Raw genomic sequence first — 14,541 nt, 5'->3', positions numbered from 1 at the left:
CTGATGCAAGTGACGCCACTATAGCATCAACTCGCGTCAATTCGCCGCGACCCGCGAAATTGCCCCCACCGGGCAGCGGGTCGACCATGCGCCCCCACGGCTTTTGCTGTGCCGCACTTATCCACTCGAACAATAAGAATCGAGGTCCTCGCCATGCTGGAAATGCTCAACGATTTCCTGTCCGGAAAACTGCTGATCGTGCTGATCGTCGGTTTGGGCAGCTACTTCACCCTGCGCTCGCGCTTCGTCCAGTTCCGCCATTTCGGCCACATGTTCAGCGTGTTCAAGGAATCCATCCGCGGCAGCGCCGGCCAGCTGAGTTCCTTCCAGGCCCTGATGCTCAGCCTCGCCGGCCGCGTCGGTGCCGGCAACATCGCCGGGGTCGGCATCGCCGTGACCCTGGGCGGTCCGGGCGCGGTGTTCTGGATGTGGGTGACCGCCCTGGTCGGCATGTCCAGCAGCTTCTTCGAGTGCTCCCTGGCCCAGCTGTACAAGCGCGCTGACGGCGACGGCCTGTACCGCGGCGGCCCGGCCTACTACATCCAGCACGGTCTCAAGCTGCGCTGGATGGCGCTGACCTTCGCCGCCCTGCTGCTGGTCACCTACGGCTTCGCCTTCAACGGCCTGCAATCGTTCACCGTCACCCACTCGCTGGAGAACGCCTTCGGCTTCCCGGTGCAGTACACCGGCATCGCCCTGGCCGTGCTGCTGGGCCTGGTGTTCCTCGGCGGGATCAAGCGCATCGCCGCCGTCTCCGACCTGCTGGTGCCGGTCAAGACCCTGGCCTACATCGCCGTCACCCTGTACGTGATCGCCACCCAGATCGAACTGGTGCCGGGCATGCTGGTGACCATCGTGAAGAGCGCCTTCGGCCTCGAACCGGCCTTCGCCGGCCTGCTCGGCAGCGCCATCGTGATGGGCGTCAAGCGCGGCGTGTTCGCCAACGAAGCGGGCCTGGGCAGTGCGCCGAACGTCGCCGCCGTGGCCGCCGTGCGCCATCCGGTAGCGCAGGGCGTGGTACAGGCGTTCAGCGTGTTCCTCGACACCTTCGTCATCTGCACCTGCACCGCCCTGCTGATCCTGCTGTCGGGCTTCTACACCCCGGGCTTCGAAGGCGACGGCATCGTCCTGACCCAGAACTCGCTGGCCGCCGTGGTCGGTGACTGGGGGCGGATCTTCGTCAGCGTAGCGCTGAGCCTGTTCGTGTTCACCTGCATCCTCTACAACTACTACCTCGGCGAGAACAGCCTGCAGTTCCTCTTCGGCCGTGGCCGCGCGGTACTGCTGACCTACCGCGGCCTGGTGCTGGCGCTAATACTGTGGGGTTCGGCGCAGAACCTCGGCACCGTGTTCGCCTTCGCCGACATCACCATGACCTGCCTGGCCTTCGTCAACCTGGCCGCCCTGGCCATGCTGCTGAAAGTCGGCCTGCGCCTGATGCGCGACTACGACCGCCAGCGCGCCGCCGGCGTGAAGACCCCGGTGTTCGACCCGCAAGGCTTCGCCGACCTCGAGCTGGATCCTGGCGCCTGGCCGGCCAACCCGCAGCCGGCAGCCGCCGACGAGCGCGTGGCCCTGGCCCACAGCCTGCACCAGCGCTGATTCTCGGCAGCACCAAGAGAAGGGGGCGCACAGCCCCCTTTTTCTTGCCCAAAGGCCGGCGGTTCGCCGTTACACTCGGGCAGAATCGCTCCGCCGTTATCTGATCGGATATCCGCATGACCCCATCGCAGAACCTGCTGGTGCTCTACACCGGCGGCACCATCGGCATGCAGATGAGTGAGTCCGGCCTGGCCCCGGCCTCCGGCTTCGAAGCCCGTCTGCGCGCCGAACAGGCGGCACACCCCGAGCGCCCGGTACCGAGCTGGCGCTTTCGCGAGCTGAGCCCGCCACTGGACAGCGCCAACATGACCCAGGCCCACTGGCTGGCCATGCGCGACGCCATCGTCCAGGCCGTGGACGCGGACGGCTGCGATGCCGTGCTGCTGCTGCATGGCACCGACACCCTGGCCTACAGCGCGGCGGCGCTGAGCTTCCTGCTGCTGGGCCTGCCGGTACCGCTGCTGCTGACCGGCTCGATGCAGCCGGCCGGGGTGGCCGGCAGCGATGCCTGGGCCAACCTGTTCGGCGCCCTGGCCCTGCTCGCCCGCGGCGTGGCGCCTGGCGTGCACCTGTATTTCAACGGCCAGCTGCTGCACGGCGCCCGCGCCAGCAAGCTGAAGAGCGAGGCGTTCGACGCCTTCGCCGACCACCAGCGGCCGCGCCACGGCCAGCGTCTGGCCGCGCTGCCGGCGGCGCTGCACTACCGCCAGCCACGCCAGCCGGTACGCCTGGCCGTGCAACCGCTGTTCCCCGGCCTGGCCGCCGAGCAGCTGCGCGCCCTGCTCGCCAGCGGCGTGCAGGCCGTGCTGCTGGAATGCTACGGCAGCGGCACCGGCCCCGCGGACAACCCGGAGATCCTCGCCGCCCTGCGCGAGGCCCGCGCCCGTGGCGTGCTGCTGGCGGCGATCAGCCAGTGCCCGCAGGGCCATGTCGAGTTCGGCGTGTACGCCGCCGGCAGCGCCCTGGCCGGCTGCGGCCTGGTCAGCGGCGCCGGCATGGGCCGCGAAGCGGCGCTGGGCAAGCTGTTCAGCCTGCTCGGCGCCGGCCTGCCCCTGGCCGAGGTGGAGCGCCTGCTGCCCCTCGACCTGTGCGGCGAACTGGCGGACTGATCCCCCCTCTCCCTAGGGAAAGGGGGCGGCTCGTCACCCCAGCGGCGCGAACACCGACCAGCCGATGCGCTCGCTGAGCAGCTCCAGCGCGCGCAGGCCGGCCAGCGAGTTGCCGGCGGCGTTCAGCTCCGGCGACCACACGCAGACGCTGAAGCGCCCCGGCACCACCGCGACTATCCCGCCACCCACCCCGCTCTTGCCCGGCAGGCCGACCCGGTAGGCGAAGTTGCCGGCCTCGTCGTACAGCCCGCTGGTGGCCATGATGGCGTTGACCTGTTGGGTCTGCCGCGGCGTGAGGATCGCCTCGCCGCTCTGCGGGCAACGTCCCTGATTGGCCAGAAAGCCGCAAGCGCGGGCCAGGTCGACGCAGCTCATGGCCAGGGCGCAGTGATGGAAATAACTGCGCAGCACCGCCTCCACCTCGTTGTGGAAGTTGCCGAAGGACTGCATCAGGTAGGCAGCGGCGGCATTGCGCGCGCGGTGCTGGTACTCCGACTCGGCCACCTTGGCATCCGCCACCAGCTGGGCGTTGCCCGCCAGGCGCCGGACGAAATCGCGCATGGACAAGGCCGGCGCGGCGAAGCGCGACTGGTTGATGTCGCAGATCACCAGGGCGCCGGCATTGATGAAGGGATTGCGCGGGCGACCACGCTCGAACTCCAGCTGCACCAGCGAGTTGAACGGCTGGCCGGACGGCTCGTGGCCGAGACGCTGCCAGATATCCTCGCCGGAATACTGGATGGCCTGCACCAGGCTGAACACCTTGGAGATGCTCTGGATCGAGAACGCCTCGCTGGCATCGCCGGCGGTGTACAGGCTGCCATCCACCCCGCACACGGCGATGCCCAGGCGCTCGGCCGGCACCTCGGCCAGGGCCGGAATGTAGTCGGCCAGCTTACCCTGCCCCAGCAGGGGGCGAACCTGTTCGAGAATGTCGTCCAGCAATGCCTGCATCTTGGTACCCAGCGCGATCCCGGGCGATATGCCCGCACATGCCGGAATAGACGCTGCCGACGCCGTGTAGAGCACAGCGCCTGGGCGTTTTGCGGGCACAAAAAAGGGTGGCCGCAGCCACCCTTTTTCACACCCGCGCAGCGATCAGTGCAGGCCCTGGATATAGCTGGAAACCGCAGCGATATCCTTGTTGCTCAGCTTGGCAGCGATGGAACGCATGACCATGGTGTCGCCATCGTTGGTGCGCTCGCCTTCGCGGAAGTTGGTCAGCTGCTTGGCCACGTAGGTCGCATGCTGGCCACCCAAGTGCGGGAAGCCGGCAGCGGCGTTGCCGGCGCCATTCGGCGAGTGGCAACCGGTGCAGGCCGGCATGCCTTCTTCGACCTTGCCACCGCGGAACAGCGCTTCACCGGCATCGACCAGTTTCGGGTCGGCAGCGCCGACACCCATCTTCTGGCTGGCGAAGTAGGCGGCGATGTCGGCGATATCCTGCTCGCTGAGGTTGTTCAGGATGCCGGTCATTTCCAGCACCTGGCGCTTGCCGCCCTTGATGTCATGGATCTGCTTGCGCAGGTAGCGCTCGCCCTGGCCAGCCAGTTTCGGGAAGTTCGGTGCGGCGCTGTTGCCGTCCGGACCGTGACAGGCGCCGCACACGGCGGTCTTGGCCTGGCCAGCCTTGGCATCGCCGACGATGGCGTCGGCGGCATGCGCGGCAGCGGAGACACCCAGGGTCAACAGCAGGCTCACGAGTACTTTGTTCATCAGCTAATCCAATAACGGCTAGAGGTATAAAGAGTTTTTTACGGGACTACTCGCTCATCAACTTGATGACGGCCTGGTAGTCCTCGGCACTGCAATCCATGCACAGGCCACGGGGTGGCATGGCATTCAAACCGTTGGTCACGCTCTGTACCAGGGCATCGGTGCCCTTGGCCAGCCGCGGCTCCCAAGCTGCCTTGTCGCCCCGCTTGGGCGCCATCGGCAATTGTCCATTGTGGCAGGCCGAACAGGCCTTGGCATACACCGCTTCGGCATCCTGCGCTGCCTGCAACGTACCGGACAGGGCACACAGGACAACCGCACCAACCAATGCTCTTTTCATGGGCCAACCTCATCAGGGGCGGGAACGAACTGCGTTCTATCGCGCAGCTGGTTTGGTCGTTCCCGAGACAACGGACGGGACAAAGCGCACACAAAATCTGCGGCATTATATACTGGCGTCGCTGAAACGGAAGCGACACCATGCCGCGCCTCACGCGGCGCCCGCCCCAACCGGAACCTCCCATGCAACCCAAGAATCCCATCATTGGTCTGTGCCAACAGGCTACCTTCATGATCAGTGCGGCCAAGGTCGACCAGTGCCCGCCCGATGAGGGCTTTGAAGTGGCCTTCGCCGGGCGCTCCAACGCCGGCAAGTCCAGCGCACTGAACACCCTGACCCACGCCAGCCTGGCGCGTACGTCGAAGACCCCGGGGCGCACCCAACTGCTCAACTTCTTCACGCTGGACGAAGAGCGCCGCCTGGTCGACCTGCCCGGTTATGGCTACGCCAAGGTGCCGATCCCGCTCAAGCAGCACTGGCAGCGCCACCTGGAAGCCTACCTGAGCAGCCGCGAGAGCCTGGCCGGGCTGATCCTGATGATGGACATCCGCCATCCGCTGACCGAGTTCGACCGCATGATGCTCGACTGGTCGCAGGCCAGCGGCATGCGTTTGCATATCCTGCTGACCAAGGCCGACAAGCTGACCTTTGGCGCGGCGAAGAACGCCCTGCTCAAGGTGCGCCAGGACATTCGCAAGGGCTGGGGTGAGGGTGTCAGCATCCAGCTGTTCTCGGCGCCCAAGCGCCAGGGCGTCGAGGAAGCGCAGGCCGTGCTGGCCGGCTGGATGGGGCTGCTTGAAGAAGCCGAGGAAGGTGGCGATCACGATTTCGCGAGCTAAGGTCAGGCAAGGCGAAATTGAGCGAGGGCGCGGAGTTTACGGGCTGTAAATGAGCAGCCCGAGCTCAATTTCAACGCCGCATGGCCGACGCGCAGCAAATCGTGAGCAAAAAAAACCCCGGGCTTCGTATGGGGAGGGAGAAGACCGGGGTTCAATTCTGAACCGCTAGGGCGGGGTTCAGAGATCTGCCAACACTAAACACACATAGGAGCATCGAAGGGCTTCGTGCCATTCGTAAACTCTGACCGGCGTTCCTGGCAGATAGTTCAGATTTTTTTAAACCGCATTGCGATAAACAGCCGATTGCTAATGCGTAAACGCTTCTAAAACCAGGCCGACTGCGACCCTATGCCGCAGCCGGCGGCACACTTAGTGCGCCTCATCCCAGTTGTTGCCGACTCCCGCCTCGACCAGCAGCGGCACATCCAGCTCGGCGGCACCGCTCATCAGCGGCAGCAGGCCGGCCTTGAGCGCCTCGATCTGGTCTTCGCGAACCTCCAGCACCAGTTCGTCGTGTACCTGCAGGATCACCTTGGCATCCAGCCCGGACTGCGGCAGCCAGGCATCCACGGCGATCATCGCGCGCTTCATGATGTCCGCCGCGGTGCCCTGCATCGGCGCGTTGATCGCGGTGCGCTCGGCGCCTTTGCGCAGCGCCGGGTTCTTCGCATGGATATCCGGCAGGTACAGGCGGCGACCGAACAGGGTCTCGACGTAGCCCTGCTGGGTGGCCTGCTCACGAGTACGCTCCATGTAGGCCAGCACACCGGGATAGCGGTGGAAGTACACATCGATATAGGCCTGCGCCTGCTTGCGGTCGCAGCCGATCTGCTTGGCCAGGCCGAAGGCGCTCATGCCGTAGATCAGGCCGAAGTTGATCGCCTTGGCGCTGCGGCGCTGGTCGCTGGTGACTTCATCCAGGGCCACGCCGAACACCTCGGCGGCGGTGGCGCGGTGCACATCGCGGCCATGGCGGAAAGCGTCCAGCAGGCTCTCGTCCTTGGCCAGGTGGGCCATGATGCGCAGCTCGATCTGCGAGTAGTCCGCCGCCAGCAGCTTGTAGCCCTGGGGCGCGACGAACGCCTGGCGAATACGCCGGCCTTCGGCGGTGCGGATCGGGATGTTCTGCAGATTCGGATCGGTCGACGACAGCCGCCCGGTCGCCGCCACCGCCTGGTGGTAGCTGGTGTGGATGCGCCCGGTGCGCGGGTTGATCTGCTCCGGCAGGCGGTCGGTGTAGGTGCTCTTCAGCTTGCTCAGGCTGCGGTACTGCATCAGCACCTTGGGTAGTTCGTAGTCCTGCTCGGCCAGTTCGGCCAGCACCGCTTCGGCGGTCGAAGCCTGGCCGGTGGCGGTCTTGCTGATCACCGGCAGACCGAGTTTCTCGTAGAGGATCGCACCGAGCTGCTTGGGCGAACCCAGGTTGAATTCCTCGCCGGCGATGGCAAAGGCCTGGCGCTCCAGCTCGACCAGGCGCTCGCCCAGTTCGACGCTGTGCTCGCCGAGCAGCTTGGCATCGACCAGCGCGCCCTGGCGCTCGATACGCGCCAGCACCGGCACCAGCGGCATCTCGATCTCGCGCAGCACCTTGGCCAGGCTCGGGGTGGCTTCGAGCTTCTGCCACAGGCACTGGTGCAGGCGCAGGGTTATGTCGGCGTCTTCCGCCGCGTAGGGCCCGGCCTGTTCCAGGGCGATCTGGTCGAAGGTCAGCTGCTTGGCGCCCTTGCCGGCGATGTCCTCGAAGCGGATGGTGCTGTGGTCGAGGTACTTCATGGCCAGGCTGTCCATGTCGTGACGGGTGGCCGTGGAGTCCAGCACATAGGATTCGAGCATGGTGTCGAAGGCTACGCCCTGCACCATGATCGGCGTCGAGGCATTGGCCAGCACGTTCATGTCGTACTTGGCGTGCTGGCCGACCTTGGCCTTGGCCGGATCTTCGAGAATCGGCTTGAGCGCGCGCAGCACCGCGTCGCGATCCAGCTGCGCCGGCACGCCCATATAGGAGTGGGCCAGCGGCACATAGGCCGCCTCGCCAGCAGTGACGGCGAAGGATACGCCGACCACCTGCGCCTGCTGCGGGTCGAGGCTGGTGGTCTCGGTATCGAAGGCGATCAGCTCGGCCGCCTGCAGTTTCTTCAGCCAGGCATCGAACTGCGCCTGCTCCAGCACGGTTTCGTAGCGCGATTCGCTGGCGGCCGGTTGCTCTGCGTCCGGCTCGCCCACCTCGGCCGCCACCGGTTCGGGCTGATCGAACAGGCCGCCACTGGGCGCCGGCACCGTGGCCGGGCGGGCCTTGGGCTTCTCGCGCTGCAGTTCGTCCAGCCAGCCCTTGAACTCCAGCTCGCTGTACAGCTCGACCAGGGCCGCGCGGTTGGGCTCACCGGGATAAAGGTCATCGACTCCGACATCCAGCGCGACATCCAGCTTGATGGTCGCCAGCTCGTAGGACAGGTAGGCCATCTCCTTGTGCTCGGCGAGCTTGGCCGGCAGGGTCTTGGCACCGCGGATCGGCAGCTCGGCCACCTTGTCGAGGTTGGCGTAGAGCACATCGAGGCCGCCACCGACGCCGACCAGCAGGCCCAGCGCGGTCTTTTCGCCGACGCCGGGCACCCCGGGAATGTTGTCCACCTTGTCACCCATCAGCGCCAGGTAGTCGATGATGAGCTCAGGGCCGACACCGAATTTCCCTTTCACGCCATCCACGTCGTAGACGCTTCCGGTCATGGTGTTGACCAGAGTAACGTGCGGGCAGACCAGCTGCGCCATGTCCTTGTCGCCGGTGGAGATCACCACGTCGCGGCCCAGGGCCGCGGTCTGCCGGGCCAGGGTGCCGATCACGTCGTCGGCCTCCACGCCCTCGACGCACAGCAGCGGGTAGCCAAGGGCGCGGACGCTGGCATGCAGCGGCTCGACCTGGCCGCGCAGCTCGTCCGGCATCGGCGGGCGGTTGGCCTTGTACTCGGCGAAGATGGCATCGCGGAAGGTGCCGCCCTTGGCGTCGAACACCACCGCGAAGGGGCTGTCCGGGTACTGTTTGCGCAGGCTCTTGAGCATGTTCAGCACGCCCTTCACCGCGCCGGTCTGCAGGCCCTTGGAGTTGGCCAGCGGCGGCAGGGCATGGAAGGCGCGGTAGAGATAGGAGGAACCGTCGACCAGAACCAGAGGGGCGTTAGACATGCGCAGGATCAACCTTTTCCTGAGGGCCGGGGGTAAACTGAACCGACCATTGACGACAAAGGGACAAGGTTACCATGCGCGTACTCAACCGCCTGTTGCTCGCCAGCCTGCTGGCTGTCAGCCCGCTCTATGCCATCGCCGCCGACGACGCACCGGATGCCGACCCGGAAGTGACGATCCGCCAGGAGGGCGACAAGACCATCCAGGAATACCGGCAGAACGGCTTTCTCTACGCCATCAAGGTCACCCCGAAGAACGGCAAGCCCTACTTCCTGGTGCGCGCCGATGGCAGCGACGGCAATTTCATCCGCTCGGATGACCCGGACATGCTGATCCCGGCCTGGGAAATCTTTAAGTGGTGACCCGCCGGGCGGGCACCGCCCCGCTCATCGCTCACTAACGGACACCCCCATCATGTCGGTCTTCACCCCCCTGGAACGCCACGAACTGGAAGCCTTTCTCGAACCCTACGGGCTGGGGCGGCTGAAGGATTTCCAGGGCATCAGCGCCGGTACCGAGAACAGCAATTTCTTCATCAGCCTGGAAGGCGGTGAATATGTGCTGACCCTGGTCGAGCGCGGGCCACGGGCCGACATGCCGTTCTTCATCGCCCTGCTCGAACGCCTGCACCAGGCCGGCCTGCCGGTACCCTACGCGGTACCGACGCAGCAGGGCGAGACCCTGCGCGAACTGGCGGAGAAGCCGGCGATCCTGCAGCCGCGCCTGGCCGGCAAGCACATCAGCCAGCCCAACGCCCACCACTGCGCCGAGATTGGCAGCTGGCTGGCGCGCCTGCACCTGGCGACCCAGGGCGAGATCCTCGAACGCCGCAGCGACCGTGGCCTCGACTGGATGCTCGAGGAAGGCCCGGTACTGGCCCTGGAGCTGCACGACGAACAGCTGCCGCTGCTGCGCGCCAGCCTGCACGAAGTGGCCGAGCTGAAAGCGCGCCTGCTGGCGCTGCCGCGAGCCAACCTGCACGCCGACCTGTTCCGCGACAACGCGCTGTTCGACGGCAACCAGCTGGCCGGAGTGATCGACTTCTACAACGCCTGCTCGGGGCCGATGCTCTACGACCTGGCGATCACGGTGAACGACTGGTGCTCGCAGGCCGACGACAGCCTCGACGGGCCGCGCACCCGCGCCCTGCTCGGCGCCTATGCCGCCCTGCGCCCCTTCACGCGCGCCGAGGCCGAGCTGTGGCCGGCCATGCTGCGCATCGCCTGCCTGCGTTTCTGGCTGTCACGCCTGATCGCCGTGCGACGCTTCCAGGGCCGCGACGTGCTGGTCAAGGACCCCAACGAGTTCCAGCGCCGCCTGGCGCAGCGCCAGCAGGTCAGCCAGCTCCTACCGCTCGCCCTCTGAGGCTGGCTGCAGGTTGTACAGCCAGCGCTCGCCGCGCGGATTGGCCTGCAGCTGCAGCTGGCTGAACTCGCGCTTGTCGATCAGCACTTCCAGCTGCGCTTGCGCGTTGTATTCGCAGAAGCGCACACGCAGGCGGGTGCCCGCCGGCAGCTGGATGCCGCCGGCATCGCCCAGCGCCACTGCGCTGCGGTATTCACGAAAGTCGCCGGGGCAGAGGATATCCAGCGTCCCCGCCTGCCAGCGGGCGGCCTGGTAACCCAGCCCCGCGCTCACGCCAGCCAGCAGCACTGCCGCCGCCAGCCCCAGCCATCCCTTGCTGCGCATTCATGACTCCTTGTCAGAGCGGTTGCAGGCAGGCCGCCATGCCCGCGGCCAGGCCATCCAGCAGCTGCTCGTAGCTCTGTGCCTGGGCGCCCAGGGCATCCAGTTCGGCCAGCTGTACTGGCAGGCCGGCGCTGAGAGTTTCCGCCAAACGCGGGCGCAGCGGCGGTTCGCTGAATACGCAACTCGGCCCGGCTGCCTGCAGGCGTTCGCGCATGACGGCGACATGGCGGGCGCCGGGCTGCACTTCGCTGGCCACGCTGAACACCCCGGCATGGCGCAGGCCATAGGCCGCCTCGAAGTAGTCGAAGGCCTCGTGGAAGACGAAGAACGGCTTGCCGGCCAGTGGCGCCAGGCGCGTCTTCAGCTGAGCATCCAGGGCATCCAGGCGTTGGCCGAAGGCCTGCAGGTTGGCCTGGTAGCGCGCGGCATTGGCCGGGTCGGCAGCGGCCAGGTCGGCAGCCATCTGCGCGGCGATCACCCGCGCATTGGCCGGCAGCAGCCACAGGTGGGCGTCGAGGCTGCCGGGCTGGTGGGCGTGGTCATGCTCGTCGTGATCGGCCTCGCCACTGTCGTGCTCATGCTCGTGCTCGCCTTCACCGAAGTGACGCAGCGTCAGGCCCGGCAAGCCCTGCACGGCGACCGCCGGAGCCTCGCGACCTTTCAGGACACGCGGCAGGAAGGTTTCCATGTCCGGGCCGATCCAGTACAGCAGGTCTGCGCTCTGCACCCGGCGCACATCGGACGGACGCAGGGCGAACTGGTGCGGCGAGGCGCCCGGCGGCAGCAGCACGCCCGGCGTGCCGACGCCTTCCTGCACGGCAGCGGCAATCAGCTGCAGCGGCTTGATGCTGGTCAGCACCTGCACTTCGGCGCGGGCGGAGAGGGAAAACAGGCACAACAGGACAAGAGCGGAAAGACGCGACACGACGGCAAGACTCGGCGGGCAAAGAGTTATAGAATAACGTCTCTTCACCCGGACGTCCTCGTCATGTTCAAGCCACTGACCAGCAACACGCCCCTGGCCTGTCTGCCGCACGACCACTCGCACTGCGTCAGCAGCGCCCTGGCCGAGGCCGAAGCGCTGTGCGCCAAGCAGGGCACGCGCCTGACCGCCCTGCGCAAACGCGTGCTGGAGCTGGTCTGGCAGAGCCACAAGCCACTGGGCGCCTACGACATCCTCGGCGTGCTCAGCGAGGAAGACGGCCGTCGCGCCGCGCCGCCGACCGTCTATCGGGCGCTGGATTTCCTCCTGGAAAACGGCCTGGTGCACCGCATCGCCTCGCTCAACGCCTTTATCGGCTGCATCCACCCTGGCGAGCTGCACCAGGGCCAGTTCCTCATCTGCAAGACCTGCCACACGGCCATCGAGCTGGAGCAGGCGGCGATCAGGGACGCCATAGTGCAAAGTGCCAGCGAAGTCGGCTTCGCCGTGGAGAGCCAGACCGTGGAAATCGTCGGCCTGTGCGCCGGCTGCCGGGAGCCGCAATGAGCCAGGCGCTGATCCAGCTCGACGGCGTGGGCGTCGACTTCGCCGGCCAGGCCGTACTCAACGAGGTGCAGCTGGCCGTACGCGCCGGCGAGATCGTCACCCTGATCGGCCCCAACGGCGCCGGCAAAACCACCCTGGTGCGCACCGTGCTCGGCCTGCTCAAGCCTGACCGCGGCACGGTGCAGCGCCTGCCGCGCCTGCGCATCGGCTACATGCCGCAGAAGCTGCAGGTGGACGCCACCCTGCCGCTGTCGGTGCTGCGCTTCCTGCGCCTGGTGCCCGGCGTCGACCGCGCCGCGGTGCAGGCGGCGCTGGCCGAAGTCGGCGCCGAGCAGGTGCTCGACAGCCCGCTGCAAAGCATTTCCGGCGGCGAGCTGCAGCGCGTGCTGCTGGCCCGCGCCCTGCTGCGCGAACCGCAGCTGCTGGTGCTCGACGAGCCGGTACAGGGCGTCGACGTGGCCGGCCAGGCCGAGCTGTACCGCCTGATCACCCGCCTGCGCGACCGCCACCAGTGCGGCGTGCTGATGGTCTCCCACGACCTGCACCTGGTGATGAGCACCACCGACCAGGTGGTCTGCCTGAATCGCCATGTGTGCTGCTCCGGCCACCCGGAACAGGTCAGCAACGACCCGGCCTTCGTCGAGCTGTTCGGCCAGGACGCCAAGAGCCTGGCGATCTACCACCACCACCACGACCACAGCCACGACCTGCATGGCGCGGTGGTCGCCCAGCCCGGCCTGACCATCCACGGCCCGGCCCATGTCCACGGCCCGGGATGCAAACACTGATGCCTGACTTCCTCCTCAACGCCCTGCTCGCCGGCCTGGCCCTGGCTTTGGTCGCCGGCCCGCTCGGCTCCTTCGTGGTGTGGCGGCGCATGGCCTATTTCGGCGACACCCTGTCGCATGCCGCGCTGCTCGGCGTGGCCCTGGGCTTCCTGCTCGACATCAGCCCGACCCTGGCGGTAACCGCTGGCTGCCTGCTGCTGGCCGTGCTGCTGGTAACCCTGCAGCAGCGCCAGCCACTGGCTTCGGACACCCTGCTCGGCATCCTCGCGCCGACCACCCTGTCGCTGGGCCTAGTGGTACTGAGCTTTATGGACAATGTGCGCATCGACCTGATGGGCTATCTGTTCGGCGACCTGCTGGCGGTCAGCGGCAGCGACCTGGCCTGGATCCTCGGTGGCTGCGCGCTGGTGCTGACCCTGCTGCTGCCGCTGTGGCGCCAGCTGCTGGCGATCACCGTGCACGAGGAGCTGGCGCGGGTCGAAGGCCTGCCGGTGGCGGCCCTGCGCCTGGCACTGATGCTGCTGATCGCGGTGGTGATCGCGGTGGCGATGAAGATAGTCGGGGTGCTGCTGATCACTTCGCTGCTGATCATTCCGGCCGCCGCCGCCCAGCGCCATGCCCGTACCCCGGAGCAGATGGCGATCGGCGCCAGCATCCTCGGCATGCTCGCGGTAGGCGCGGGCTTGAGCCTTTCCTGGTACCAGGACACGCCCGCCGGGCCTTCTATCGTGGTATCAGCCGCAGCAATTTTCCTCGTAGGCTTTGCCCTGCCCCGCCGGGCCCGCTAGGATTGGGCGTTTTTTGCCCAACCAGAAACGACACAAAACCAGCGGGTCACAAAATGAATTTCAGCAAGAAGCAAGCTCTCGCCACATTCGCCCTGAGCTTGCTGCTGGGCCAGGCCCATGCCGAGTACTGGACGACCGATGAGCTGGTCAAAGGCTTCAACGGCGTCTCCGCGCAGATCGATCGCGGCGAGCTGCAGGCCGCCGAGCAGGCCCTCAGCACCCTGCAGCAGAACGTCGACAAGAGCGACGTGCGCATCGAGCAGTACCAGCGCGAGCTGGCCGGCGCCTACCTCAAGCAGGGCCAGCGCCAGCTCGCCGCCCAGGACACCACTGCCGCCGCTGCCTCGCTGGCCAAGGCCAAGCCGTACATGGCCAAGGCCCCGGGCCTGAAGGGCCAATACGAACAGAGCCTGGCCGCCGTGGCGCAAAAGGCCGCTCCGGCTGCCCCGGTAACGCCGCCGGCACCGGCCAAAGTGGTACCGAGTGCCGCCGAGCTGGCGGCCAAGGCCAAGCAGGATGCCGAGCGCGCCCAGCAGCAGAAACTCGCCGCGCAGAAAGCTGCCGCCGAGCGCGAAGCCGCCGCCCAGGCTGCCCGCCAGGCCGCGGCGGACAAGGCCGCCGCGCTGGCAGAAGCGGCCAAGCCGCGTGCCCAGCTGATCGACCCCAAGGCCGCCAGCAGCAGCGTGCCGATGCCGATGCTCGATGCCCAGGATCGCGAAGGCCTGCGCAAGCTGCTCGACGTGGTCGCCGCCGACGTGGTCGCCTTCGACTGTGCGGTGCGCCTGGAAGTGCGCGAGGCCAAGGACTACCCCTTCGTCGCCGCCCTGCTCTCGGCGCGGATCAAGAAGCTCGAGCCCGGCTTCACCCCGCAGTTCTCCCCGGTGCTCAAGCCGGATCAGGAGCCGCGCCTCGTCCTGAGCCCGCAAAGCAACGGCTGACCTCCCGGAGCTGCTGCGCGTCGGCCATGCGTCGTTGGGCAAGAGCCTCGCCCGCCTGGCCTGGCT

Annotated in this window: 15 protein-coding genes; 9 read left to right on the top strand and 6 right to left on the bottom strand. The window is 67.1% G+C overall.

Annotation, left to right across the window (positions count from 1 at the left end; translation table 11 throughout):
• Positions 1-153 precede the first annotated feature (153 nt).
• Together A9179_RS00505 and A9179_RS00500 are read left to right on the top strand one after the other, a co-directional pair.
• Positions 154-1,602 carry an alanine/glycine:cation symporter family protein gene (locus A9179_RS00505; protein WP_187803913.1) on the top strand — a complete coding sequence of 483 codons (1,449 nt, stop codon included), beginning with the start codon at positions 154-156 and terminating at the stop codon, positions 1,600-1,602.
• Positions 1,603-1,718: 116 nt separating this feature from the next.
• Positions 1,719-2,711, top strand: a complete 993-nt coding sequence (locus A9179_RS00500) for an asparaginase (protein ID WP_187803912.1) — start codon at positions 1,719-1,721, stop codon at positions 2,709-2,711.
• A gap of 33 nt (positions 2,712-2,744) precedes the next feature.
• Here A9179_RS00500 and glsB read toward each other — a convergent pair whose 3' ends face one another.
• The 3 genes from glsB to A9179_RS00485 form a co-directional block, all read right to left on the bottom strand.
• Complete coding sequence (gene glsB / locus A9179_RS00495; protein ID WP_187803911.1) at positions 2,745-3,665, bottom strand: glutaminase B; 921 nt, start codon at positions 3,663-3,665, stop codon at positions 2,745-2,747.
• Positions 3,666-3,809: 144 nt separating this feature from the next.
• On the bottom strand, positions 3,810-4,427 hold the full coding sequence (locus A9179_RS00490; RefSeq protein WP_187803910.1) for a c-type cytochrome: 618 nt from the start codon (positions 4,425-4,427) through the stop codon (positions 3,810-3,812).
• A gap of 46 nt (positions 4,428-4,473) precedes the next feature.
• Positions 4,474-4,767, bottom strand: coding sequence for a c-type cytochrome (locus A9179_RS00485; protein WP_187803909.1), 294 nt, complete (start codon positions 4,765-4,767; stop codon positions 4,474-4,476).
• 182 nt (positions 4,768-4,949) lie between these two features.
• Here A9179_RS00485 and yihA point away from each other — a divergent pair, with 182 nt between their 5' ends.
• Complete coding sequence (yihA, locus tag A9179_RS00480) at positions 4,950-5,606, top strand: ribosome biogenesis GTP-binding protein YihA/YsxC (RefSeq protein WP_187803908.1); 657 nt, start codon at positions 4,950-4,952, stop codon at positions 5,604-5,606.
• A gap of 369 nt (positions 5,607-5,975) precedes the next feature.
• On the opposite strand, the gene polA is transcribed toward yihA, so the two are convergent.
• Positions 5,976-8,783: a DNA polymerase I gene (gene polA, locus A9179_RS00475; RefSeq protein WP_187803907.1), complete on the bottom strand. Its 2,808-nt coding sequence runs from the start codon at positions 8,781-8,783 to the stop codon at positions 5,976-5,978.
• Between the two features lie 74 nt (positions 8,784-8,857).
• On the opposite strand from polA, the gene A9179_RS00470 reads away from it, so the two are divergent.
• Together A9179_RS00470 and A9179_RS00465 are read left to right on the top strand one after the other, a co-directional pair.
• Complete coding sequence (locus tag A9179_RS00470; protein WP_187803906.1) at positions 8,858-9,145, top strand: DUF2782 domain-containing protein; 288 nt, start codon at positions 8,858-8,860, stop codon at positions 9,143-9,145.
• A 52-nt stretch (positions 9,146-9,197) separates the two neighbouring features.
• A complete protein-coding gene (locus tag A9179_RS00465; protein ID WP_187803905.1) occupies positions 9,198-10,148 on the top strand; it encodes a homoserine kinase in 951 nt (316 codons plus the stop codon).
• Here A9179_RS00465 and A9179_RS00460 read toward each other — a convergent pair.
• Complete coding sequence (locus A9179_RS00460; RefSeq protein ID WP_187803904.1) at positions 10,131-10,472, bottom strand: hypothetical protein; 342 nt, start codon at positions 10,470-10,472, stop codon at positions 10,131-10,133. The genes A9179_RS00465 and A9179_RS00460 overlap by 18 nt on opposite strands.
• A 13-nt stretch (positions 10,473-10,485) precedes the next feature.
• Positions 10,486-11,397, bottom strand: coding sequence for a zinc ABC transporter substrate-binding protein (locus A9179_RS00455; RefSeq protein WP_187803903.1), 912 nt, complete (start codon positions 11,395-11,397; stop codon positions 10,486-10,488).
• A gap of 63 nt (positions 11,398-11,460) precedes the next feature.
• On the opposite strand from A9179_RS00455, the gene A9179_RS00450 reads away from it, so the two are divergent.
• From A9179_RS00450 to A9179_RS00435, 4 genes are read left to right on the top strand one after another with little or no spacing between them, the layout of a single operon-like run.
• Complete coding sequence (locus tag A9179_RS00450) at positions 11,461-11,961, top strand: Fur family transcriptional regulator (RefSeq protein WP_187803902.1); 501 nt, start codon at positions 11,461-11,463, stop codon at positions 11,959-11,961.
• Positions 11,958-12,749 carry a zinc ABC transporter ATP-binding protein ZnuC gene (gene znuC, locus A9179_RS00445; RefSeq protein WP_187803901.1) on the top strand — a complete coding sequence of 264 codons (792 nt, stop codon included), beginning with the start codon at positions 11,958-11,960 and terminating at the stop codon, positions 12,747-12,749. The genes A9179_RS00450 and znuC overlap by 4 nt, the downstream gene beginning before the upstream one ends.
• A complete protein-coding gene (gene znuB, locus A9179_RS00440) occupies positions 12,749-13,537 on the top strand; it encodes a zinc ABC transporter permease subunit ZnuB (protein WP_187803900.1) in 789 nt (262 codons plus the stop codon). Before znuC ends, znuB begins: the two co-directional genes overlap by 1 nt.
• A gap of 53 nt (positions 13,538-13,590) precedes the next feature.
• Positions 13,591-14,475 (top strand): hypothetical protein, encoded by an 885-nt coding sequence (locus tag A9179_RS00435; RefSeq protein ID WP_187803899.1) that lies wholly within the window; start codon positions 13,591-13,593, stop codon positions 14,473-14,475.
• Positions 14,476-14,541 lie beyond the last annotated feature (66 nt).

Origin of the sequence: Pseudomonas alcaligenes (genome assembly GCF_014490745.1) — a bacterium.
In the GTDB taxonomy this organism is placed as follows: Bacteria; Pseudomonadota; Gammaproteobacteria; order Pseudomonadales; family Pseudomonadaceae; genus Aquipseudomonas; species Aquipseudomonas alcaligenes_C.
This window is presented reverse-complemented; position numbering and strand designations above follow the sequence as displayed.